This is a genomic window from Nocardioides lianchengensis (assembly GCF_900101465.1).
Taxonomy (GTDB): domain Bacteria; phylum Actinomycetota; class Actinomycetes; order Propionibacteriales; family Nocardioidaceae; genus Nocardioides; species Nocardioides lianchengensis.
The window spans coordinates 184950-207542 of record NZ_FMZM01000010.1 but is presented as its reverse complement, the minus strand read 5'-3'; the positions used below and the strand labels follow the sequence as shown (position 1 = coordinate 207542).

General features: G+C 71.7%; 23 protein-coding genes and 1 tRNA gene. 23 read left to right on the top strand and 1 reads right to left on the bottom strand.

All coding sequences use genetic code 11. The annotated features are described in order from the left end of the window. Window positions 1-98 precede the first annotated feature (98 nt). From BLT76_RS18570 to BLT76_RS18560, 3 genes are read left to right on the top strand one after another with little or no spacing between them, the layout of a single operon-like run. Entirely contained in the window at window positions 99-743 is a 645-nt protein-coding gene (locus BLT76_RS18570) for a hypothetical protein (protein WP_139175675.1), read from the top strand. Then, window positions 740-1639, top strand: coding sequence for an LCP family protein (locus tag BLT76_RS18565; protein WP_090859539.1), 900 nt, complete (start codon window positions 740-742; stop codon window positions 1637-1639). The genes BLT76_RS18570 and BLT76_RS18565 overlap by 4 nt, the downstream gene beginning before the upstream one ends. Next, window positions 1633-2319 carry an HNH endonuclease family protein gene (locus BLT76_RS18560; RefSeq protein WP_090859537.1) on the top strand — a complete coding sequence of 229 codons (687 nt, stop codon included), beginning with the start codon at window positions 1633-1635 and terminating at the stop codon, window positions 2317-2319. Before BLT76_RS18565 ends, BLT76_RS18560 begins: the two co-directional genes overlap by 7 nt. 59 nt (window positions 2320-2378) lie before the next feature. On the opposite strand, the gene BLT76_RS18555 is transcribed toward BLT76_RS18560, so the two are convergent. Beyond that, window positions 2379-2451 (bottom strand) — tRNA-Arg (locus tag BLT76_RS18555). A 129-nt stretch (window positions 2452-2580) separates the two neighbouring features. Here BLT76_RS18555 and argS point away from each other — a divergent pair. From argS to atpA, 20 genes are all read left to right on the top strand, one after another. After that, window positions 2581-4236, top strand: coding sequence for an arginine--tRNA ligase (gene argS / locus BLT76_RS18550; protein ID WP_170867135.1), 1656 nt, complete (start codon window positions 2581-2583; stop codon window positions 4234-4236). Between the two features lie 2 nt (window positions 4237-4238). Continuing rightward, entirely contained in the window at window positions 4239-5636 is a 1398-nt protein-coding gene (gene lysA, locus BLT76_RS18545) for a diaminopimelate decarboxylase (RefSeq protein WP_090859533.1), read from the top strand. Further along, on the top strand, window positions 5636-6931 hold the full coding sequence (locus BLT76_RS18540) for a homoserine dehydrogenase (protein WP_090859531.1): 1296 nt from the start codon (window positions 5636-5638) through the stop codon (window positions 6929-6931). The genes lysA and BLT76_RS18540 overlap by 1 nt, the downstream gene beginning before the upstream one ends. Then, complete coding sequence (gene thrC / locus BLT76_RS18535) at window positions 6928-8013, top strand: threonine synthase (RefSeq protein WP_090859529.1); 1086 nt, start codon at window positions 6928-6930, stop codon at window positions 8011-8013. Before BLT76_RS18540 ends, thrC begins: the two co-directional genes overlap by 4 nt. Continuing rightward, window positions 8010-8915: a homoserine kinase gene (gene thrB, locus BLT76_RS18530; protein WP_090859527.1), complete on the top strand. Its 906-nt coding sequence runs from the start codon at window positions 8010-8012 to the stop codon at window positions 8913-8915. Before thrC ends, thrB begins: the two co-directional genes overlap by 4 nt. A 227-nt stretch (window positions 8916-9142) precedes the next feature. Continuing rightward, the gene (rho, locus tag BLT76_RS18525; RefSeq protein ID WP_090859525.1) at window positions 9143-11134 is read left to right on the top strand and encodes a transcription termination factor Rho; all 1992 of its coding nucleotides are present in this window, start codon (window positions 9143-9145) and stop codon (window positions 11132-11134) included. 107 nt (window positions 11135-11241) lie between these two features. Then, complete coding sequence (locus BLT76_RS18520; RefSeq protein ID WP_090859523.1) at window positions 11242-11613, top strand: response regulator transcription factor; 372 nt, start codon at window positions 11242-11244, stop codon at window positions 11611-11613. A gap of 8 nt (window positions 11614-11621) precedes the next feature. Beyond that, a complete protein-coding gene (locus BLT76_RS18515; protein WP_090859521.1) occupies window positions 11622-13226 on the top strand; it encodes a sensor histidine kinase in 1605 nt (534 codons plus the stop codon). A gap of 116 nt (window positions 13227-13342) precedes the next feature. Further along, complete coding sequence (gene rpmE / locus BLT76_RS18510) at window positions 13343-13558, top strand: 50S ribosomal protein L31 (RefSeq protein WP_090859519.1); 216 nt, start codon at window positions 13343-13345, stop codon at window positions 13556-13558. A 93-nt stretch (window positions 13559-13651) separates the two neighbouring features. Continuing rightward, window positions 13652-14725, top strand: coding sequence for a peptide chain release factor 1 (gene prfA / locus BLT76_RS18505; protein ID WP_090859517.1), 1074 nt, complete (start codon window positions 13652-13654; stop codon window positions 14723-14725). Continuing rightward, window positions 14722-15585: a peptide chain release factor N(5)-glutamine methyltransferase gene (gene prmC / locus BLT76_RS18500; protein WP_090859515.1), complete on the top strand. Its 864-nt coding sequence runs from the start codon at window positions 14722-14724 to the stop codon at window positions 15583-15585. Before prfA ends, prmC begins: the two co-directional genes overlap by 4 nt. Before the next feature lie 40 nt (window positions 15586-15625). Continuing rightward, window positions 15626-16285 carry an L-threonylcarbamoyladenylate synthase gene (locus tag BLT76_RS18495; RefSeq protein ID WP_090859512.1) on the top strand — a complete coding sequence of 220 codons (660 nt, stop codon included), beginning with the start codon at window positions 15626-15628 and terminating at the stop codon, window positions 16283-16285. A gap of 3 nt (window positions 16286-16288) precedes the next feature. Next, complete coding sequence (locus BLT76_RS18490; protein WP_090859510.1) at window positions 16289-17437, top strand: glycosyltransferase family 4 protein; 1149 nt, start codon at window positions 16289-16291, stop codon at window positions 17435-17437. A 123-nt stretch (window positions 17438-17560) separates the two neighbouring features. Then, window positions 17561-18058, top strand: a complete 498-nt coding sequence (locus BLT76_RS18485) for a hypothetical protein (RefSeq protein ID WP_090859508.1) — start codon at window positions 17561-17563, stop codon at window positions 18056-18058. Window positions 18059-18175: 117 nt separating this feature from the next. Continuing rightward, complete coding sequence (locus BLT76_RS26430) at window positions 18176-18337, top strand: AtpZ/AtpI family protein (RefSeq protein WP_244509475.1); 162 nt, start codon at window positions 18176-18178, stop codon at window positions 18335-18337. Between the two features lie 43 nt (window positions 18338-18380). After that, window positions 18381-19232 carry a F0F1 ATP synthase subunit A gene (gene atpB / locus BLT76_RS18475; protein ID WP_244509474.1) on the top strand — a complete coding sequence of 284 codons (852 nt, stop codon included), beginning with the start codon at window positions 18381-18383 and terminating at the stop codon, window positions 19230-19232. Between the two features lie 60 nt (window positions 19233-19292). After that, window positions 19293-19496: an ATP synthase F0 subunit C gene (gene atpE, locus BLT76_RS18470; RefSeq protein ID WP_056908071.1), complete on the top strand. Its 204-nt coding sequence runs from the start codon at window positions 19293-19295 to the stop codon at window positions 19494-19496. Window positions 19497-19533: 37 nt separating this feature from the next. Beyond that, a complete protein-coding gene (locus tag BLT76_RS18465; protein WP_090859503.1) occupies window positions 19534-20085 on the top strand; it encodes a F0F1 ATP synthase subunit B in 552 nt (183 codons plus the stop codon). After that, window positions 20085-20897, top strand: coding sequence for a F0F1 ATP synthase subunit delta (locus tag BLT76_RS18460; RefSeq protein WP_090859501.1), 813 nt, complete (start codon window positions 20085-20087; stop codon window positions 20895-20897). Before BLT76_RS18465 ends, BLT76_RS18460 begins: the two co-directional genes overlap by 1 nt. 47 nt (window positions 20898-20944) lie before the next feature. Beyond that, the gene (gene atpA, locus BLT76_RS18455; RefSeq protein ID WP_090859498.1) at window positions 20945-22588 is read left to right on the top strand and encodes a F0F1 ATP synthase subunit alpha; all 1644 of its coding nucleotides are present in this window, start codon (window positions 20945-20947) and stop codon (window positions 22586-22588) included. The last annotated feature ends 5 nt before the right edge of the window (window positions 22589-22593 follow it).

Genomic DNA, 22593 nt, shown 5'->3' with positions numbered 1-22593 from the left:
CGAGGTCAGGGGCAGCATTCGGGCAGGGTGTGAATGCGATCCGCACCACACCTCACTCAATCGGACGAAATGGGGAGTCCTTGAGGATGATGCCGACGATGACGGCGAGAACGACGACAGCCCGGCGACGCGCCCGGGGCACGGCCGCACTGGCCGTGGCCGTGGTCCTGGCGACCACGTCCTGCAGCGGCGACGACGACAGCGGGGGCGGCGAGGAGCCGACGGCGAGCCCGTCCGCGTCGTCCGCGCCGGCGCCCGCGGAGCCGACGGCCCCGGCGACCAACGCCCGGATCGGCCAGGTCGAGGGCACCCGGATCTCGCGGACGACCCGCGAGACGCTGCTGCGGCAGGTGGTGCCGATCGTCGACGCCTGGTTCGACGGCGCGTACGTCGGCGGCACCTGGCCGCGCCGCACGGTGGGCGACGCCTTCGCGGGTTTCACCGCCGGCGCGCGACGCGACGTACGGCGGGACCTGAAGGTGATGACCAACGTCGACATCGGCGAGCGGATCACGGCGGTGACCGTGCGCCGCCGCGCCGTGGCTCTCGACGTGCTCGCCGTACGGCGCAAGGCGGCGGCCGTGACCGCGCGGGTCTCGCTCACCTTCACCACGACCGGGGAGGTGGCCCGGACCGAGACCGTGCAGGGCCGGTTGTTCCTCACCAAGGGCGGCGGCCGGGGATGGAAGGTGTTCGGCTACGACGTGTCGGCGGGCGAGGCCGGCCAGGGGAGGACCCGATGAACCGCGTGCTCAGGCGACTGCTGTCCCTGGGACTCGTGCTGGCGGTGGCCGCGGTCGTCGTCCCCGACTCCGCCCCGCGGGCCGAGCAGGTGGCGCTGGTCAAGGTCGACCGGTCTGCGGGTCTGTCGGTCTCGCCCGGGGTCGTCTGGATCCTGGCCGTGGGGTCGGACGCGCGGCCGGGGGAGTCGATGCTCCGCTCGCGCGGGGACGCGCTGCAGCTGATCGGCCTGAACACCCGCACCGGGGCCGCGACCGCGATCGGCATCCCGCGCGACTCGTGGGTCCCGATCCCGGGCCACGGCTCCAGCCGGGTCAACGCCGCGCTCACCTTCGGCGGGCCCCAGCTGCTGGGCCGGACCGTCGGCAACCTCGTCGGCGTGCAGCCGGACTACGTCTTCGTGACCCGTTTCGAGTTCTTCGAGCGGATGGTCAACGACATCGGCGGCATCGAGGTGCGCAACCCGCGCGCCTTCTCCGACCAGTACCTCAAGAAGAAGGGGTTCAAGGCCGGGCGGATCCGGCTCGACGGCTACCAGGCCCACGCCTTCGCCCGGATCCGCAAGAGCCTCCCGGGCGGCGACTTCGACCGCTCGGCCAACCAGCAGCGGGTGCTGCGCGGCATCGGTGCCGCGATCCGCGCCCGCGCCGACCGGCCCGGCTTCGTGGAGCGGGGCGTGGTGTCGGTGATGCGGCACCTGCACACCGATCTGGGGCCGGCCGAGCTCTACCGGCTCGCCCAGGCGATCGCCCAGGTCGAGCCGCGCCGGATCACCACGTGCGTGCTGCCCGGCGGCATCGGCAACATCGGGGGCGCCAGCGTGGTCATCCCGAACGTCGCGGCCGCCCGCCGCTACGGCGACGACGCGCGCCGGGACGCGACGATCAAGCGGTGCTGAGGCGGGCCGTCGCCGGGCTCGCCGCGCTGGTGGCACTCACCGGCTGCGAGATCACGGAGGCGGACCCGGCGCCGGCGCCCGCAGGCCCGACCCCGCTCGCCGTGCTGTCGGCAGCGGAGGCGGCCCGGGCGCTGGACGGGCTCCGGGTGGCGGACCGATCGCCCGCGGTGGCGTCGTACGACCGCGACGCGTTCGGCTCGGCCTGGGCCGACACGGACGGCAACGGCTGCAACCAGCGCGACGACGTGCTGCTGCGCGACGCGGTCGCCGGGTCGACCGTGGTCGCGCAGCAGGGCCGCTGCGACCACGACGTCCTGGCCGGCACCTGGATCGACCCCTCCACCGGTCGGACCCTGGTCTTCGACGACCTGAAGGACCCCGCGCAGGCCCAGGCCGTCCAGATCGACCACGTCGTCCCGCTCGCGGAGGCTTGGCGCTCGGGTGCCGACTCGTGGACCGACGCGCGCCGGCGCGCGTTCGCGAACGACCTCGCGGTCCTGCAGGCCGCGGACGGTCCGACCAACGCCGCCAAGTCCGACGACGACCCCGCCGCCTGGCGCCCGCGCCGGGCCCAGCAGTGCGCGTACGCCGCGCACTGGATCGCGGTGAAGGCCGCCTGGTCGCTGTCGGCCGACCGCAGCGAGGTCGCGGCGCTGCGGGAGATGCTCGGCACCTGCTGAGTCCCGGGAACGGACGAGGCCCCGTCCCGCAGCAGCGGGACGGGGCCTCGATCGACGCGTGCCCCCGGCAGGATTCGAACCTGCGGCACCTGGTACCGGAAACCAGTGCTCTATCCCCTGAGCTACGGAGGCGCGTGCACCGGCCAAGCCGGTGCGGTTGTGAACCTTACAACCGCAGTGTGGGCGACGTGCAATCGGCCCGCGCGTCCCACCGCCGATATCGATGCGGGGCGCGCGTCGCTGCGCCGATACGCTGGACCGGTGACTCCCGAGCAGCTCTCCACCGCGATCGTCGACGTCCTGACGACCCTGACCGACGAGGGCACGCTCGCCCTCCCGGACGGCGTCCCGGCCAGCGTGACGGTGGAGCGACCCCGGCAGAAGGGTCACGGCGACTACGCCACCAACGTCGCCCTCCAGCTGGCGAAGAAGGCGGGCACCAACCCGCGTGCCCTGGCCGAGCTGGTCGCGGCCCGGCTGACCGCGACGGATGGCATCGGCGACGTCGAGATCGCCGGTCCGGGCTTCCTCAACATCACCGTCGAGGCCGGGGCCCAGGGTCAGGTCGCGCTCGACGTGCTCGCCGCCGGCGAGCGGTACGGCGCCAACGACGCCTTCGCCGGCGAGAAGATCAACCTCGAGTTCGTCTCCGCCAACCCGACCGGTCCGATCCACATCGGCGGGGTGCGCTGGGCGGCCGTCGGCGACGCGCTCGGCCGGATCTTCACCCTGACCGGCGCCGAGGTCACCCGCGAGTACTACTTCAACGACCACGGTGCCCAGATCGACCGGTTCAGCCGGTCGCTGCTGGCCAGCGCGAAGGGCGAGCCCGCTCCCGAGGACGGGTACGGCGGCCAGTACATCCACGACATCGCCTCGGCGGTCGTCGCGCAGCGCCCCGACGTGAAGGACCTCGCCGACGACGAGGCCCAGGAGGTCTTCCGGGCGATCGGTGTCGACATGATGTTCGGCGAGATCAAGCAGAGCCTGCACGAGTTCGGCGTCGACTTCGACGTCTACTTCCACGAGGACGACCTGCACAAGAGCGGCGCGGTCGACCGGGCCATCGCGCGGCTCACCGAGATGGGCAACACCTACGAGTCCGAGGGCGCCCTGTGGCTGCGCACCGAGAAGTTCGGCGACGACAAGGACCGGGTGATCATCAAGTCCGACGGCAACGGCGCCTACATCTCCGGCGACCTGGCCTACTACCTCGACAAGCGCGAGCGGGGCTTCGACCGCTGCCTGATCATGCTCGGCGCCGACCACCACGGGTACGTCGGCCGGATGAACGCCATGTGCGCGGCGTTCGGCGACGTACCCGGTCAGAACCTCGAGATCCTGATCGGCCAGATGGTCAACCTCCTCCAGGACGGCGAGCCGGTCCGGATGTCCAAGCGGGCCGGCACGGTCATCACGCTGGAGGACCTGGTCGGCGCGATCGGCAAGGACGCGGCCCGCTACGCCCTGGCGCGCTACAGCTCCGACTCCAACATCGACCTGGACCTCGACCTGTGGACCAAGGCCGAGAGCGCCAACCCGGTCTACTACGTCCAGTACGTCCACGCCCGGGTCTCCTCGATCCTGCGCAACGCCGCCGACCTCGGCCTGGAGCCGGGCACGGCGATGGAGCTGCTCACTCACGAGAAGGAAGGCGAGCTGCTCCGCGCCCTCGCCGAGCTCCCGCGGGTCGTCGCCAGCGCCGCGGAGCTGCGCGAGCCGCACCGGGTCGCCCGCTACCTCGAGGACACCGCCGGCATCTACCACCGCTTCTACGACAACTGCCGGGTGCTGCCGATGGGCGACGAGGAGCCGAACGACCTGCACCGCGCCCGGCTGGCCCTGGTGGCCGCGACCCGGGTCGTGTTCGCCAACGGCCTCGAGCTGCTCGGTGTGAGCGCCCCGGAGCGGATGTAGGCATGAGCCACGAAGCCGGCTGGGCCCACGCGCCCGGCGCCCTCCGCGGACCGTCCTGGCTCCGCGAGCCCGCCGACCCCAACGACCTCGTCCCGCACCTGTGGTCGACCACCGCGCAGAAGGTCGACGGCGAGCTGCACGTCGGCGGCCTCGCGGTGGCCGACCTGGTCGCCGAGCACAACACCCCGGCGTACGTCCTCGACGAGGCCGACTTCCGGGCCCGGGCGCGCGCCTTCCGCGACGCGTTCTCGGCGTACGACGTCTTCTACGCCGGCAAGGCCTTCCTCTGCACCGCGGTCGCGGCCTGGGTCAAGGAGGAGGGGCTGAGCCTCGACGTCTGCTCCAACGGCGAGCTGACCGTCGCCCTGCGGGCGGGCTTCGACCCGGCCCGGATCGGCTACCACGGCAACAACAAGACCGTGACCGAGCTGCGTCGCGCCGTCGCGGCCGGCGTGGGGCGGATCGTCGTCGACTCCTTCGTCGAGATCGAGCGGTTGGCCATGATCGTCGCCGACACCGGCCTCAGCGCCCGGGTGATGGTCCGGGTCACCGCCGGCGTCGAGGCCCACACGCACGAGTACATCGCCACCGCCCACGAGGACCAGAAGTTCGGGTTCTCCATCACCTCCGGCGACGCCTTCGAGGCGGTCCGCCAGGTCCAGGTCGCTCCCGGCCTGGAGCTGCTCGGCCTGCACTCCCACATCGGCAGCCAGATCTTCGACTCCTCCGGATTCGAGGTCGCCGCCCGCCGGGTCCTCGCCCTGCACGCGCGGGTCTCCGACGAGCTCGGCGTGACCATGCCCGAGATGGACCTCGGCGGCGGCTTCGGCATCGCCTACACGACCCAGGACGACCCGTCGGACCCGGCGCAGCTGGCGACCGAGCTGTCGAAGATCGTGGAGCACGAGTGCCGTGCCCTCGACATCCCTGCGCCGCGGCTGTCCATCGAGCCCGGCCGAGCGATCGTCGGCCCGGCCATGTGCACCGTCTACACCGTCGGCACCGTCAAGCCGGTCCGCCTCGACGGGGGAGCGGTGCGCACCTACATCAGCGTCGACGGCGGGATGAGCGACAACATCCGCACCGCGCTCTACGACGCCGACTACTCCTGCACCGTCGCCTCGCGGACCTCGACCGCGCCGCCGGTGCTGGCTCGAGTGGTCGGCAAGCACTGCGAGGCCGGCGACATCGTGGTCAAGGACGAGTTCCTGCCCGGCGACGTCGCCCCGGGCGACCTGCTGGCCGTCCCGGGCACCGGCGCGTACGGCCGGTCGATGGCCTCCAACTACAACCACGCGCTGCGTCCTCCGGTCGTCGCGGTGCGGGACGGGGTCGCGCGCGTCGTCGTACGCCGCGAGACTGAGGACGACCTGTTGGCAACGGACATGGGTGATCAGTAATGGAGAGCGACAAGGCCCTCAGGGTCGCCGTGCTGGGGTGCGGCTCGGTCGGGTCCCAGGTGGTGCGGCTGCTCGACGAGCAGGCCGCCGACCTCGAGGCCCGGGTGGGAGCGCCGGTCGAGCTGGTGGGCGTCGCCGTACGACGCCTGGACGCGCCGCGGGAGGTCGAGGTCCCCGAGGGGCTGCTGACCACCGACGCGCTGGCCCTGGTCAGCCGGGACGACGTCGACGTGGTGGTCGAGGTGATCGGCGGCATCGAGCCCGCCCGCACCCTCATCCTGGCCGCGCTCGAGAACGGCGCGAGCGTCGTGACGGCCAACAAGGCGCTGCTGGCCGAGGACGGCCCGACGCTGTTCGAGGCCGCGGAGAAGCACGGCCGCGACCTCTACTACGAGGCCGCCGTGGCCGGCGCCATCCCGATCCTGCGCCCGCTGCGCGAGTCGCTCGCCGGTGACAAGGTGACCCGGGTGCTCGGCATCGTCAACGGCACCACCAACTTCATCCTCGACAAGATGGACACCGCCGGCAGCGGGTTCGCCGAGGCGCTGGAGGAGGCCCAGGAGCTCGGGTACGCCGAGGCCGACCCGACGGCCGACGTCGAGGGCTTCGACGCCGCCGCGAAGGCCGCGATCCTGGCCTCGCTGGCGTTCCACTCGCGTGTCACCGCCTCCGACGTGCACCGCGAGGGCATCTCCGAGGTCACCGCCGCCGACGTGCAGTCCGCCAAGGACATGGGGGCGGTGGTCAAGCTGCTCGCCATCTGCGAGCTGAAGGACGACGCGGTCGCCGTCCGGGTCCACCCCGCGATGATCCCGAGGTCCCACCCGCTGGCCAGCGTGCGCGAGGCCTACAACGCGGTGTTCGTCGAGTCCGAGGCCGCCGGCCAGCTGATGTTCTACGGCCCCGGCGCCGGTGGCTCGCCGACCGCCTCCGCCGTCCTCGGCGACCTGGTGACCGTGGCCCGCAACGCCCGGGCCGGCACCCGCGGCGTCGGCGAGTCGGCGTACGCCGACCGCGCGGTGCTGCCGATGGGGGAGACCCGGACCCGCTACCACGTCGCCATCGACGTCGACGACCGCGCGGGCGTGCTCGCCCAGGTCGCGCTGGCGTTCGCCGAGCACGACGTGTCCATCCAGACGGTGCGCCAGGAGGGCCGCGACCTGGACGCCCAGCTCGTCGTCGTCTCCCACGAGGCCACCGACGCCCAGCTCAGCGCCACCGTGGAGCACCTGCGTGGCATGGAGATCGTCCGCGAGGTCACCTCGGTGATGCGCGTCGAAGGAGAAGCAGAGTGAGCACCGCGACCCGAGCCCGCACCCACCAGTGGCGTGGCGTCATCGAGGAGTACCGCGACCTGCTGGAGATCCCCGAGGGCACCGCGGCCGTCACGCTGCGCGAGGGCGGCACCGCGCTCGTGCACTCGGAGTGGCTCTCCGGGCTGACCCGCGGCGAGGTGTGGCTGAAGGTCGAGGGCGACAACCCGACCGGCTCCTTCAAGGACCGCGGCATGACCGCGGCGATCAGCGTCGCCAAGCACGACGGGGCCGAGGCGGTCGTCTGCGCCTCCACCGGCAACACCTCCGCCTCGATGGCGGCCTACGCCGCCAAGGCCGGGCTGAAGCCGCTCGTGCTGGTGCCCGAGGGCAAGATCGCGGCCGGCAAGATGGCCCAGGCGATCCTGCACGGCGCCCAGGTGATCATGGTCCGCGGCAACTTCGACGACTGCCTGGCGATGGCCAAGGGCCTGGCCTGGGACTACCCCGTCGCGCTGGTCAACTCGGTCAACCCGGTCCGGCTCGAAGGCCAGAAGACCGCCGCCTTCGAGATCTGCGACTTCCTCGGGGACGCGCCCGACTACCACCTGCTGCCGGTCGGCAACGCGGGCAACATCTCGGCGTACTGGCTCGGCTACGGGCAGTACGCCGACCTCGGGCTGGCCACCCGCAAGCCGGTGATGCGCGGCTTCCAGGCCGAGGGCGCCGCGCCGCTGGTCACCGGCGAGCCGTTCCCCGACCCCGAGACCCGCGCCACGGCCATCCGCATCGGCAACCCCGCCTCGTGGAAGCTGGCCGAGGCGGCCCGCGACGAGTCCGGTGGCTCGTTCGAGTCGGTCACCGACGACCAGATCCTGGCCGCCCAGCGCGAGCTGGCCTGCCACGACGGGGTCTTCGTCGAGCCGGCCTCCGCCGCGGGCGTCGCGGGTCTGCTGCAGCAGCTCGCCGGCGGCACGTCGTACGCCGGAAAGCAGCTGGTCGTCACGGTGACCGGCCACGGGCTGAAGGACACCGCTACCGCGCTGGAGGGCTTCGGCCCGCTCGTCGACACGGTCGTCGACGTCGACGTCACCGCGGCGGCCGAGGCCGCCGGCCTGAGGTGACGTTCGTCGAGGGTCCGGTCCGGGTCTCGGTCCCGGCCACCTCGGCCAACCTCGGCCCCGGCTTCGACTCGCTGGGCCTCGCGCTTGACCTGCGCGACCGGCTCGAGGGCGAGGTGCTGGCCGAGGGGCTGGTCGTCGAGGTGCGGGGGGCCGGCGCGGGCGCCGTACCCCTCGACGGGTCGCACCTGGTCGTGCGGGCGATGCGCACCGCGTTCGCCGCGCTGGGGGAGCAGCCCCCGGGGCTGCGTCTGACCTGCGACAACGTGGTCCCGCACGCCCGGGGGCTGGGTTCGTCGTCGGCCGCCATCGTCGGCGGCCTGGTGCTGGCCCGCGCGCTGGTCGCCGACGGCGCGGCCCGCCTCGACGACGACGCCGTGCTGCGGCTCGCGGCCGACCTCGAGGGGCACCCCGACAACGTCGCCCCCGCGCTCCTCGGCGGGTTCGTGATCTCCGGCCGCGAGGCCGACCAGTGGTACGCCGTCGGCTCGCCCGTGCACCCCGCCGTCGGCGCCGTGGTGTTCGTCCCGGCCGATCCGGTCTCGACCGAGGTGGCTCGCGGCCTGCTCCCGGCCGAGGTCCCGCACGCCGACGCGGCCGCCGACGCCGGCCGCGCCGCGCTGCTGGTCGCGGCGCTGGCCGGCCGTCCCGAGCACCTGCTCATCGCCACCCGCGACTACCTCCACCAGGACTATCGCCGGCCCGCGATGCCGGCCTCCCTCGACCTGGTCGGAGCCCTGCGCGCGGACGGACACCCGGCGGTGGTCTCGGGTGCGGGGCCGACGGTCCTGGCGTTCTGTGTCACCGCCGACGAGGCGGGCGTCGCTGCCCTGGAGTCTCGCTGCCCGGACGGCTGGGCGGTGCACCGGCTGAGCGTCGACACGAGGGGCGCCACGGTGGACTAGCGGGAGTGGCGCGGTCCGCGTCACAGTCGGACACCCGGGTGATACATTGACGGCACGCCGCTCAGCTCGGCGTATGCGCCCTGGTGCGCCACCCTTCCTCTCCCGCACGGACCTCCGTGCCCCTCCGTTCGTCCTGTGACGGGCGCGGGTGTCGGGGAGAGGACCCGACCAGCAGCCGACGGCCCCGGTAGGCCGCCCTCGGCACTGATACGTGCGAAGGACCTCACGTGACGGAGACCCTCGACTCCTCCACCGCAGCCCCCGACTCGGCCCCGGCCGGTGGGGCGCCCAAGAAGCGCGGTGGTGGGCTCAACTCCATGCTCCTCGCCGACCTGAAGTCCCTGGCCGGCGGCCTGGGGATCGCGGGCGCGGGCGCCATGAAGAAGGCGCAGCTGGTGGAGGCCATCAAGGCTGCCCAGAGCGGACCGGCGCCGACGGCGGAGAAGCCGGCGCGCCAGCGCGCGACCCGCCGCAAGGCCGACCCCGAGCAGCCGGCGCAGCCCGAGCAGTCGCCGGCGCAGCCCGAGCTGCCCGTCGCGGGCGAGCCGGCGGACCAGCCCAAGGCCGAGCGCAAGCCGCGGCAGTCGCGCCAGGCCAAGCAGGCCAAGCAGGACGCCCCGGCCGAGGAGCGGGCTGAGCAGTCCGAGCCGGAGGAGCGACCCGAGAAGGGCCAGCAGCGCGACCGGGGCCAGCAGAACCGCGAGCAGCAGCGCGAGCAGAACCGGGACCAGCAGCGCGAGCAGAACCGGGACCAGCAGCGCGACCAGCAGCGCGAGCAGAACCGGGACCAGCAGCGCGACCAGAACCGCGAGCAGCAGCGCGACCAGAACCGCGAGCAGCAGCGCGACCAGAACCGCGAGCAGAACCGCGAGCAGAACCGCGAGCAGAACCGCGAGCAGAACCGCGAGCAGAACCGCGACCAGAATCGCGACCAGGAGCAGGACGTCGACGGCGAGGGCCGGGGCCGCAACCGGCGTCGCCGTGGCCGCGACCGCGACCGCGACCGCCCGGCGCCGGCCGGCCGCGCCGCCGACGCGCCGCGGGGCCGCAACGAGCCCGACACGACGGTGCTCGAGGACGACGTGCTGGTGCCAGCTGCGGGCATCCTCGACGTGCTCGACAACTACGCGTTCGTGCGCACCAGCGGCTACCTCCCGGGCACGGACGACGTCTACGTGTCGCTCTCGATGGTCCGGAAGTTCGGCCTGCGACGCGGCGACGCCGTGGTCGGACAGGTGCGCCAGCCGCGCGAGGGCGAGCGCAAGGAGAAGTTCAACCCGATGGTGCGCATCGACAGCGTCAACGGGGCCGACCCCGAGAGCTCGAAGCACCGGGTCGACTTCTCCAAGCTGACGCCGCTCTACCCCTCGGAGCGGCTGCGCCTCGAGACCGGTCACGACAACATGATCGGCCGGGTCATCGACATCGCCGCGCCGATCGGCAAGGGCCAGCGCGGGCTGATCGTGTCCCCGGCCAAGGCCGGCAAGACGATGGTGCTGCAGTCGATCGCCAACTCGATCACCACCAACAACCCCGAGTGCCACCTGATGGTGGTCCTGGTCGACGAGCGTCCGGAGGAGGTCACCGACTTCGAGCGCTCGGTCAAGGGCGAGGTCATCTCCTCGACCTTCGACCGGCCGGCCGCCGACCACACGATGGTCGCCGAGCTGGCGATCGAGCGGGCCAAGCGGCTGGTCGAGCTCGGTCACGACGTGGTGGTGCTCCTCGACGGGATCACCCGCCTGGGCCGTGCTTACAACCTGGCGACGCCGGCGAGCGGTCGGATCCTCTCCGGCGGCGTGGACTCGGCGGCCCTCTACCCGCCCAAGAAGTTCTTCGGCGCCGCGCGCAACATCGAGAACGGCGGCTCCCTGACCATCCTCGCGACCGCGCTGATCGAGAGCGGCTCGAAGATGGACGAGGTGATCTTCGAGGAGTTCAAGGGCACCGGCAACATGGAGATCCGGCTGCGGCGCGACCTCGCCGACAAGCGGCTCTTCCCGGCGATCGACGCGATCCAGTCCGGGACCCGGCGCGAGGAGCTGCTCCTGTCGAAGGAGGAGCTGGCGATCGTCTGGAAGCTGCGGCGGGTGCTGTCGTCCCTCGACGGGCAGCAGGCGCTGGAGCTGCTGCTGGAGCGGCTGAAGAAGACGCAGACGAACTACGAGTTCCTGATGCAGGTGCAGAAGACCACGCCCACCGCGGGCAGCGACGACTGAGGCTTGCCCCCAATGCGGCGTGGCTGTCGCGGCTTGCGGCTAGGCTGCTCGCCGAGGCCGTCGCGCAGGGGGCAAGCGCGAGGATCATGGCAGGGAGGAACACGGACGTGGCACGGATCCTGGTGGCGGACGACGACGTCGACATCCGGGAGCTCGTCGAGTTCAAGCTCTCGACCCTCGGGCACGACATCACGGCGGTCTCGGACGGTCAGGCGGCCATCGAGGCCTGCCAGGCGCAGCGTCCTGACCTCGCGGTGCTCGACGTGATGATGCCCGGGGTCTCCGGTCTCGATGCGATCCGGGCGATCCGCGCCGATCCCGGGTTGGCCGACCTGCCGGTGATCCTGCTGACGGCGCGGGCCCAGGAGTCCGACGTGGAGACCGGGTTCGACTCCGGCGCCGACGACTACATCACCAAGCCGTTCAGCCCCCGGGAGCTGGCCTCGCGCGTCGAGGCCCTCCTCTCGCGCTCGCAGTAGGCGGCCCCGTGGCACCGTCGGTCCAGTCCGGCATCCAGCACCGCTCACCGGGGAAGGCGGCACCGCTGCCGAGCAGCGGTCGACCGGTCGCCCGGCTCGTCGCGCCGGTGATCTTCCGCCTCGGCACGCTCGTCGGGCTGATGGCGGTCATCGGCATCCTCGGCGTGGTGCTCTCGACCCGTGCGGTCGACCACCTCACCGACGAGCTGCAGCCGGCCGCGGCCGCCAACCAGGACGTGCTGCTCGACCTGACCTCGATGGAGGCCGCGGTCGAGTCCTGGGCGGCGAGCAACGACCCGACGGCCCAGGACGCCTATCAGCAGCTGCTCCAACGGCTGCCGGGCGATCAGCAGCGGGTCCGCGAGTTCGCCGCCGACGATGCCCAGCTCGACATCCTGGTCACCCGCCAGGAGGAGGCGGCCCAGGCCTGGATCAGCCAGTACGCCGACCCCCGCATCGGCGCGCCGGGCGGTCCGCGCACCTTCGACCAGCAGCGCTTCGAGCTCGGCCGGGCGCTCTTCGGGACCGTCGAGGACACCCACGCCGCGACGTCCGAGGCGTTCGACCAGCGGGTGCGACAGGCCCGCGAGGACGCCGGGTGGCGATTCCGCGGCACGATCCTGGCCATCGTCCTGGTCGCCGGCCTGGCCTGGCTCGGGGTGTCCCGTTCCCGCACCCGGCTGCTCAGCGAGCTCTCCGCGCCGCTCATCGCGCTCGAGAACGTCGTGCAGAAGATGTCGCGCAACGAGCCCGAGGTGCGAGCGCGCAACGACGGGCCCAAGGAGGTCCGGGCGGTCGCGGCCGCTCTCAACGACTTCGCCGAGGCGCAGGCTCGTGCTCGCGCCGTCGAGAACCGGATCCAGCACGAGCTGCGCACGCTCGACACCGCCAAGGACGACTTCGTCTCCAACGTCTCGCACGAGCTGCGGACGCCGTTGACCACGATCAGCGGGTACCTCGAGATGGTCGCCGAGGAGTTCGAGGGCGAGATGGGCCCCCGCCACGAGCGGATGCTCGAGGCCACCCGACGCAACGTCTCGCGCCTGCGCGCGCTCATCGACGACCTGCTCACCCTGTCGAAGGCCGAGAACCGCGCCACCGACCTGGAGGCGGTCGACCTGATCCAGGTCGTGCGTGACGCCGTCACCGACGTCCGGATCACGGCTGCCGGGCGCGGCATCGACGTCGCGGTGACGGCTCCGGCGGAGCCGCTGCCGGTGCTCGCCGACCGGGCGATGCTCAACCGGGCCTTCCTCAACGTCCTCAGCAACGCGGTGAAGTTCAGCCACGACGGCGGCCGGGTCGAGGTCGGGATCACCGATGAGATGGGCCGCGTGACCGTGACGGTCGCCGACCACGGGATCGGGATCCCGCAGGCCGAGGTCGAGCGGCTCGGCACCCGCTTCTTCCGGGCGTCCAATGCCGTGACCAACGAGATCGCCGGCACCGGTCTCGGCATCCGCATCGTGCAGACCATCGTCGACAAGCACGCGGGCGACGTCCGGATCGAGTCCCAGGAGCGGGTCGGCACGACGGTGTCGATCCGGCTTCGGCTGCACGCCGAGGACACCTCCCCGCTCGCCCGGGTGGTCGAGTTCCCCAGCGCCACCTGAGGGGGAATGTCGCCGATTACCACGGTGTTGGAGTCGGTGGCACACTTGTGCGCTGGTTCCGGTTCACGCTGCTCCGCACGGCGCGGAGGCGACCCGGCGACTGAGAGGAAGACACCATGAAGAGCGACATCCACCCCGAGTACGTCGAGACCCAGGTGACCTGCACCTGTGGCGCGTCGTTCACCACTCGCAGCACCGTGACGTCGGGCGTCATCAAGTCCGACGTGTGCTCGCAGTGCCACCCGTTCTACACCGGCAAGCAGAAGATCCTCGACACCGGCGGCCGCGTCGCCCGCTTCGAGGCCCGCTACGCCAAGGCTGCCAAGAAGTAGCTGCGTCCGAGCGCCGGTCCCCGCCCACAGGCGGGGACCGGCGCTCGTCGTATTTCCGCCACCCCACACCACCTGACCGACGAGGGGACCCGAGTGTTCGAGGCTGTCGAAGGCATGCTCGCGGAGCACCGTGACCTGGAGGAGCGGCTGGCCGCTCCCGAGACGCACGCCGATGCCCGGCTGGCCAAGCAGCTCAACCAGCGGTACGCCGCGCTCTCCTCGATCATCGGAGCCTGGCGTGACTGGCAGCGGCTCGGCGACGACCTCGAGGCCGCTCGCGAGCTGGCCGGCGAGGACGCCGCCTTCGCCGAGGAGGCCCGGTCGCTGGAGACCCGGCTGCACGAGGGGGAGGAGCGGCTGCGCCGGCTGCTCGTGCCGCGCGACCCGGCCGACGAGAAGGACGCGATCCTCGAGGTGAAGTCGGGGGAGGGCGGCGAGGAGTCGGCGCTGTTTGCCGGCGACCTGCTCCGCATGTACACCCGATACGCCGAGGCCCGGGGCTGGCGCACCGAGGTGCTCGACGCGACCGAGTCCGATCTGGGCGGCTACAAGTCCGTCACCGTGGCGGTCAAGACCAAGGGCACGCCGGAGCCGGGGGAGACGCCGTACGCGCTCCTGAAGTTCGAGGCCGGCGTGCACCGCGTCCAGCGGGTGCCGGTGACCGAGTCCCAGGGGCGGGTCCACACCAGCGCGGCGGGCGTGCTGGTGCTGCCGGAGGCCGAGCAGGTCGACGTCGAGATCAACGACAACGACCTGCGCATCGACGTCTACCGCAGCAGCGGGCCAGGCGGCCAGAGCGTCAACACGACCGACTCCGCGGTGCGGATCACCCACGTCCCCACCGGGATCGTCGCCAGCTGCCAGAACGAGAAGAGCCAGCTGCAGAACAAGGAGCAGGCGATGCGGATCCTCCGCGCGCGGCTCCTCGCGGCCGCCCAGGAGGCCGCGGACGCCGAGGCCAGCGACGTACGACGCAGCCAGGTCCGCACGGTGGACCGCTCCGAGCGGATCCGCACCTACAACTTCCCGGAGAACCGGATCTCCGACCATCGCACCGGCTATAAGGCCTACAACCTCGACCAGGTCCTGGACGGCGACCTGGGTCCGGTGGTGGCATCCAGCGTCGAGGCCGATCTCGCGGCCCGGCTCGAGGCACTGGAGCAATGAGCCGACCGACGGCGGCCCGCGAGCTGCTCCGTGCCGCGGCGGCCCGGCTGGCCGCAGCCGGGGTCGCCAGCCCCGAGACCGACGCCGCGGTGCTGCTCGCGCACGTCCTCGGCACCGAGCGGTCGCGGCTGTTCCTGGTCGAGGACGTGGCGCCCAGCGCCCAGGAGACGTACGACGGGCTGCTGGACCGCCGAGCCGCCCGCGAGCCGCTCCAGCACCTCACCGGGGTGACCTGGTTCCGGCACGTCGAGCTGCAGGTGGGCCCGGGGGTGTTCGTGCCGCGGCCCGAGACCGAGCTACTGGCCGGCTGGGCGATCGCCCGGGCCGAGGAGGTCGTGGCCGAGCAGGGCGGGTGCGTCGTCGTGGACCTGTGCACCGGCTCGGGGGCGGTGGCCAAGGCGGTCGCCGACGAGGTCCCGGGCGCCCGCGTGCACGCCGTCGAGCTCGACTCGGCCGCGCACGCCTGGGCCGAGCGCAACCTGGCCGGCACGGAAGTCGACCTGCGGCTCGGTGACATGGGGACCGCGTTCGACGACCTGGCCGGCACGGTCGACATCGTGGTCTGCAACCCGCCGTACATCCCGCTCGACGCCTGGGAGTCCGTGGCGACCGAGGCCCGGGACCACGACCCGCACCTCGCGCTCTTCTCGGGCGACGACGGACTGGACGCGATGCGCGTCCTCGAGACCCGGGCCGCCTGGCTGCTGAGGCCTGGGGGAGTGGTCGGCGCCGAGCACGCCGACCTCCAGGGCGAGTCCGCACCGGCCGTGTTCGCCGGCGCGGGACGCTGGCGCGACGTCCGCGACCACCCGGACCTGGCAGGTCGGGCACGGTTCCTGACCGCGCGGCTGGCACGATGACCCCTGTGACGACCCTGGTGACGACAGTGGTGATCCTGCCGTGAGCGAGCGCTTCCCGACCTCGTCGGAGGACGAGCGCGAGGCGGCCATCGAGGCGGCCAGCCTCGCGGTCCAGCGCGGCGAGCTCGTGGTGATCCCGACCGACACCGTCTACGGCATCGGTGCCGACGCGTTCGACCCGCACGCCGTCCGCGCCCTGCTCGCCGCGAAGGGCCGCGGCCGCGAGATGCCGCCGCCGGTGCTGGTCAGCTCCGCGACGACCCTCGACGCCCTCGCGACCAAGGTGCCGGGCTACGCCCGGGCGCTGGTCGAGGCCTTCTGGCCCGGCCCGCTGACCCTGGTCTGCCACCAGCAGACGTCCCTGCAGTGGGACATCGGGGACACCCGCGGCACGGTCGCGGTCCGGATGCCCGACCACCCGGTCGCCCTGGAGATCCTCGAGCGCACCGGCCCCCTGGCGGTCAGCTCGGCCAACAGGACCGGGCTGCCGGCGGCCACGGACGCCGACCAGGCGACGGAGATGCTCGGCGAGTCGGTCGCCGTCGTGGTCGACGACGGGACGTCGCCGGGAGGCGAGGCCTCGACGATCGTCGACTGCACCGGCACCCAGGGCCGGATCCTGCGCCGCGGTGCCCTGGGGATCTGGACCCTGAACGCCGCGCTCGAGCCTCTCGGCGCGACGCTCACGGACGAGGGGTAGCGGTTGCGGGAGTACATCCTGGTCTTCCTCGTCGCCGCCTCTGTCACCTACCTGCTGACGGTGGTCGCGCGCGAGATCGCGCTCCGCACCGGTGCGGTCGCGAAGGTCCGCGACCGCGACGTCCACGCCGAGCCGATCCCGTACCTCGGCGGCCTGGCCATGCTGGGCGGTCTGGTGGCGGCCTACCTGGTGGCCCGCGAGCTGCCGTTCCTGTCGGGCGCCGGCCCCCTGGTCTTCCGCGACGCCGGGGTCGTCCTCATCGCGGGCGCCCTGATCTGCGCGGTCGGGGTGCTCGACGACCTCTTCGAGCTGGACGCCCTCACCAAGCTCGGCGGCCAGGTGCTGGCGGCGGCGTTCCTCATCGGCTACCAGATCCAGTACTACTTCTTCACCTGGGACGGCCAGCAGTACACCGTCGACGCCGCCCAGGGGGCCCTGCTGACCGGGTTCATCGTGGTGGCGACGGTCAACGCGGTGAACTTCGTCGACGGTCTCGACGGTCTCGCCGCCGGCGTCGTCGCGGTGGGCGCGCTGGCCTTCTTCGTCTTCTGCTACGAGCTCACCCGCCTCAACAGCGCCCCGCGCGCGACGACGGCCGCCCTGCTGAGCGTGGCCCTGGCCGGTGTGTGCATCGGCTTCCTCGTGCACAACTTCCACCCCGCCCGGCTCTTCATGGGCGACAGCGGCTCGATGCTCATCGGCCTGGTGCTCTCGGCCAGCGCGATCACCCTCACCGGCCAGTTCTCCAGCTCCGACCTCAGCCAGGGCGGCGCGGGCGCGACCGCCAGCCTGCTGCCGACCCTGCTCCCCGTCCTGCTCCCGGTCTCGATCCTGCTGGTCCCGTTGCTGGACCTGGTGATGGCCGTCGTACGCCGTACCCGTGCCGGTCGCTCGCCGTTCGCCCCGGACAAGCAGCATCTGCACCACCGGCTACTGGAGATCGGGCACTCCCAGCGCCGCGCGGTCGTCATCATGTGGCTGTGGGCCGCGCTGGTGGCCTTCGGGACGGTCCTGGCCAGCCTGTACGAGGGAGTGGGCATGTGGGTCTCGCTCGCGGTCATGACGGCCGTGACGGTCGTGCTCACCTTCGCGCTGCCGGTCCTGCACAAGCCCAAGGTCCTCGAGGCGCTCGACGAGCCGGTCGACCCCTGAGGGGTCTTGGATCGTTCGAGTTCAGGGCTGCGGAGACTTTGTGATAGTTTTCACGAGCGGCCCCGCCGGGCCGCCTGCACCACTGATCAGCACGCCGCACACCTCCATGGACGGGCCGCCGAGATGACGACCGAGTCGAAGAAGGACCCACGCGCCAGCGGGACACGAGTCCTGCTGCTCGCGGCTCTCGCGGCCCTGTCGCTGGGTCTCGTCGGCGCCCTCGCGGGTGCGCTGACGGCCGGCTCGGCCGCGGCGTACGGCGCCCTCGTCGGCACCGCCCTCGTGCTCGCGGTCATCGGCTTCGGCTCGACGGTCGTCAACGTCGTCGCGACCGTGATGCCGGCGGCCTCGCTGATGGTCGCGCTGCTGACCTACACGCTCCAGGTCGTGCTGATGGGGTTGGTCTTCGCCGCCCTGTCCGGCTCGGGCCTGCTCGACGACACCCTCGACCGTGAGTGGCTCGCGGGCGTCGTCATCGTCGGGACCTTCGTGTGGCTGACGGCCCAGGTGGTCCTGACGACCCGGATGCGGATCCCGGCCTACGACCTCCCGGCGGGGGAGTCCCCGGAGCCGGTGGCGGCCGGTCGTGGGCGCCCGGAGCAGGGGGGTGATCGAGCATGAAGTCCGACTGCTATTGTCCGGTTCGCGATGGCTCCGCACGAACCCCCCGCAGGGCAACGCGACCCCAACCGGCCCCAGGGCGACCCCTGGAACGCTTTCGGGTACCTCGTCTCCGGCGTGCTGCTGTACGGCCTGATCGGCTGGGGGCTCGACCGCTGGCTGGGGACGTCGTTCCTGGTGGCGATCGGAATCATCGCGGGTGCCGCGCTCGGCACCTACCAGACCTACAAGCGCTTCCAGATCCCGGACGACGATCCGCAGGACGGCGGCAAGCAGTGAATTCAGCAGCGACCGACGTAGCAGCACAGACACAGGAGACACGGTGAGCGGCATCGGCAGCGTCATCATCCGCAGCGAAGGCGGCGAGGGCTCGGGTGGCGAGTCCTTCCACGCCCCCGGTCCGGCGGACTTCGACCTCCCCGCGATCGGCGGTGGCCACGACACCTTCTCGATGTTCGGCCAGGACTTCGTCGCCGGCGTCACCAAGCCGATGCTCCAGATCGTCCTCGCCGGCGTCCTCGTCTTCGTCTTCTTCTACCTCGCGTCCCGCAAGCGCGCGATGGTCCCCGGCAAGCTGCAGTTCGTCGGCGAGGAGGCCTACGGCTTCGCCCGCAACTCGCTGGGCCGCGACATCATCGGCAGCCACGACTTCGCGAGGTTCGTGCCGTACCTCTTCACGCTGTTCTTCTTCATCCTGCTGAACAACCTGTTCGCGACGATCCCGTTCATCCAGTTCCCGACGTTCTCGCGCTCGGGCATGGTCTACGGCCTCGCGCTGCTGAGCTGGGTCATCTACAACGCGGTCGGCATCCGCAAGCACGGCTTCCTCGGTTACCTGAAGCTGCAGTGCGTGCCCTCGGGCATCGGCGGCCCGATGCTGCTCCTGCTCGTCCCGCTCGAGTTCATGTCGAACATCCTGGTCCGCCCGGTCACCCTGGCGCTGCGACTGTTCTGCAACATGTTCGCCGGCCACCTCCTGCTGATCCTGTTCGCCCTCGGTGGCGAGTACCTCATCGTCGAGATGGGTGGCGCCTACGCGCCGGTCGGCGTCCTGGCCTGGGTGCTCTTCGCCCTGGTCGCCTTCCTGGAGATCCTGATCCAGTTCCTCCAGGCCTACGTCTTCGTCCTCCTGAACGCCATGTACATCCAGGGCGCGCTCGCGGACGAGCACTGATCTCCACCGCACCACCCAGCTTCACCCCTCTGAAGTAGAAACAACCGAAAGGAAATCGCCGTGGACGGCAACCTCAACATGATCGGTTACGGCCTGGCTGCCATCGGCCCCGGTGTCGGCATCGGTCTGATCTTCGCCGCCTACATCAGCGGTGTCGCCCGTCAGCCGGAGGCCCAGAGCCGCCTGCAGTCGATCGCCATCCTGGGCTTCGCGCTCGCCGAGGCGCTCGCGATCATCGGTATCGCCCTCGCGTTCGTCCTCTGACCGGTCCCACTGACGTAGGACCCGGAAGGACCTGCCCATGCAGACACAACTCGTCCCCCTCGCGGCGGGTGAGCTGAACCCGCTGCTCCCGCACACCGTCGAGATCGTTCTCTCGCTCGTCGTGTTCGGCATCCTCTTCTTCGCCGTCAGCAAGTTCGTGGCGCCGAAGTTCGAGGAGATCTACACCGAGCGCACCAAGGCGATCGAAGGCGGCCTCGCGGCGGCCGAGACCAAGCAGGCCGAGGCCGACGCCAAGCTCGCCGAGCTCGAGAAGCAGCTCGCCGACGCCCGGCACGAGGCCGCGCGCATCCGTGAGGAAGCGCGTGAGCAGGGTGCCCAGATCGTCGCCGAGATGCGCGAGCAGGCCCAGACCGAGGCAGCGCGGATCGTCGACCACGGCAAGGCCCAGATCGAGGCGGAGCGCCAGCAGGCGGTCACCTCCCTGCGCGCCGAGGTCGGCACCCTGGCCACCACCCTGGCCGGCCGCATCGTCGGCGAGAGCCTCGACGACGACGAGCGTCAGTCGCGCGTCGTGGAGCGGTTCCTCGCCGACCTCGAGGCCGGCACGCCCGGGAGCGGGGTCAACTGATGAGCCTGCGCGGTGCCTCGGCCGACGCCCTCGCGGCGCTGACCACTGAGCTGGAGAGCGTGCTCTCCGGCGCCGGATCGTCGGCGTCCACGGTCGGCGACGAGCTGTTCTCCGTCGCGGCGACGCTGCGCTCCGAAGGGGCACTGCGACGGTTCGCGACCGACGGCTCGATCCCGGCCGAGGCCAAGGCCGGGCTGGTCCAGCAGGTCTTCGCGGGCAAGGTCGACGGGGGGACCCTCGGGGTCCTCACGAAGGCCGTGTCGAGCCGCTGGACGGCGGCGCGCGACCTCGCCGACACGCTCGAGCACCTCGGTGCTGTCGCCGTGGTCCGGTCCGCGGGTCAGGACGGCGGGCGGCTCTCGGACGAGCTGTTCGCCTTCGCCCAGGTCGTCAAGGCGAACCCCGAGCTGCGCGACGCGCTCTCGGACCCCGCCCGGTCGATCCAGGACAAGAGCTCGCTGCTCCACGGCCTGCTCGACGGCAAGGCCCTCCCGGCCACCGTCACGCTCGCCGTGCAGTCGCTCTCGGGCACCCACCGCACGGTGGGCGCTGCGCTGAACGAGTACCAGAAGATCGCGGCCGAGGTGCACGGACAGGGTGTCGCCACCGTCCGGGTCGCCCGGGACCTGTCGGACGCGGAGCGGGGGCGCCTCGAGCAGGCGCTGTCGACCCAGTACGGCCGCCCGGTCCACCTCAACCTCGTCGTCGACCCGAGCGTGCTCGGCGGCATCCGTGTCGAGATCGGCGACGACGTCATCGACGGGACGGTCTCCAGCCGTCTCGACGACGCCCGCCGCCGGCTCGTGGGCTGACCCCACACCACCCAGACGTCAGTAGAGACAAGAGAGAAGGCACAACGATGACGGAGCTCTCCATCCGTCCGGAGGAGATCCGCGACGCGCTGCAGAAGTACGTCGCCGACTACCAGCCCGAGGCGGCCAGCAAGGAAGAGGTCGGCACGGTCGCGGAGGCCGGTGACGGCATCGCGCGCATCAGCGGACTGCCCTCGGCGATGGCGAACGAGCTGCTCGAGTTCGAGGACGGCACGCTGGGCCTGGCCCTGAACCTCGACACCCGCGAGATCGGCGCCGTCGTCCTCGGTGACTTCGACAAGATCGAGGAGGGCCAGACGGTCCGCCGGACCGGCGAGGTGCTCTCGGTGCCCGTCGGTGACGGCTACCTCGGTCGCGTCGTCGACCCGCTCGGCAACGCGATCGACGGCCTCGGCGACCTCGAGACCAGCGGTCGTCGCGCGCTGGAGCTGCAGGCTCCGTCGGTCGTGCAGCGCAAGTCGGTGCACGAGCCGCTCGCGACCGGCATCAAGGCGATCGACGCCATGACGCCGATCGGCCGCGGCCAGCGCCAGCTGATCATCGGCGACCGCGCCACCGGCAAGACCACGGTCGCGATCGACACGATCATCAACCAGAAGCAGTACTGGGAGACCGGCGACCCGGAGAAGCAGGTCCGCTGCATCTATGTCGCCATCGGCCAGAAGGGCTCCACCATCGCCTCCGTGCGTGGCGCCCTCGAGGAGGCCGGCGCGCTGGAGTACACGACCATCGTGGCCGCCCCCGCGTCCGACTCCGCCGGCTTCAAGTACCTCGCCCCCTACACCGGCTCGGCCATCGGCCAGCACTGGATGTACGAGGGCAAGCACGTCCTCATCGTGTTCGACGACCTGACCAAGCAGGCCGAGGCCTACCGCGCCGTGTCGCTGCTGCTGCGTCGCCCGCCGGGCCGCGAGGCCTACCCGGGTGACGTCTTCTACCTGCACAGCCGGCTCCTCGAGCGCTGCGCGAAGCTCTCCGACGAGATGGGCAAGGGCTCGATGACGGGCCTGCCGATCATCGAGACGAAGGCCAACGACGTCTCGGCGTTCATCCCGACCAACGTCATCTCGATCACCGACGGCCAGATCTTCCTGCAGTCGGACCTGTTCGCGGCCAACCAGCGCCCGGCGATCGACGTCGGTGTGTCGGTCTCCCGCGTGGGTGGCTCGGCGATGACCAAGGCGATGAAGGCCGTCACCGGCTCGCTGAAGGTCGACCTGGCCCAGTTCCGTGCCATGGAGGCGTTCGCGATGTTCGCGTCCGACCTCGACGCGGCCTCGCGCCAGCAGCTCGACCGCGGTCAGCGGCTGATGGCCCTGCTGAAGCAGCCGGCGTACTCGCCGTACCCCGTCGAGGAGATGACCGTCTCCCTGTGGGTCGGCACCACCGGTCGCCTCGACAAGGTCCCGGTCGACGACGTGCTGCGCTTCGAGAACGAGTTCCTCGACTACCTGCGCCGCTCGCACGAGGGCATCCTGGCCGCGATCCGTGAGTCGCTGAAGTTCGACGACGACACGGCCTCCTCGCTCGAGGACGCCTACACCTCGTTCCTCGACCAGTTCGAGACGTCGGACGGCGGCTCGATCAAGGTCGGTCACGAGGCCCAGGCCGAGGCCCTCGAGGACGAGGAGCTCGAGCAGGAGCAGATCGTCAAGCAGAAGCGGGGCTGACGACA

What these genes read in the sequence shown, in the direction of transcription:
- BLT76_RS18570 (WP_139175675.1), top strand. Translation starts at nt 99, where the DNA reads ATGACGGCGAGAACGACGACAGCCCGGCGACGCGCCCGGGGCACGGCC.
- BLT76_RS18565 (WP_090859539.1), top strand. Translation starts at nt 740, where the DNA reads ATGAACCGCGTGCTCAGGCGACTGCTGTCCCTGGGACTCGTGCTGGCG.
- lysA (WP_090859533.1), top strand. Translation starts at nt 4,239, where the DNA reads ATGAGCCACGAAGCCGGCTGGGCCCACGCGCCCGGCGCCCTCCGCGGA.
- BLT76_RS18540 (WP_090859531.1), top strand. Translation starts at nt 5,636, where the DNA reads ATGGAGAGCGACAAGGCCCTCAGGGTCGCCGTGCTGGGGTGCGGCTCG.
- rpmE (WP_090859519.1), top strand. Translation starts at nt 13,343, where the DNA reads ATGAAGAGCGACATCCACCCCGAGTACGTCGAGACCCAGGTGACCTGC.
- prmC (WP_090859515.1), top strand. Translation starts at nt 14,722, where the DNA reads ATGAGCCGACCGACGGCGGCCCGCGAGCTGCTCCGTGCCGCGGCGGCC.
- BLT76_RS18485 (WP_090859508.1), top strand. Translation starts at nt 17,561, where the DNA reads ATGACGACCGAGTCGAAGAAGGACCCACGCGCCAGCGGGACACGAGTC.
- BLT76_RS18465 (WP_090859503.1), top strand. Translation starts at nt 19,534, where the DNA reads ATGCAGACACAACTCGTCCCCCTCGCGGCGGGTGAGCTGAACCCGCTG.
- BLT76_RS18460 (WP_090859501.1), top strand. Translation starts at nt 20,085, where the DNA reads ATGAGCCTGCGCGGTGCCTCGGCCGACGCCCTCGCGGCGCTGACCACT.
- atpA (WP_090859498.1), top strand. Translation starts at nt 20,945, where the DNA reads ATGACGGAGCTCTCCATCCGTCCGGAGGAGATCCGCGACGCGCTGCAG.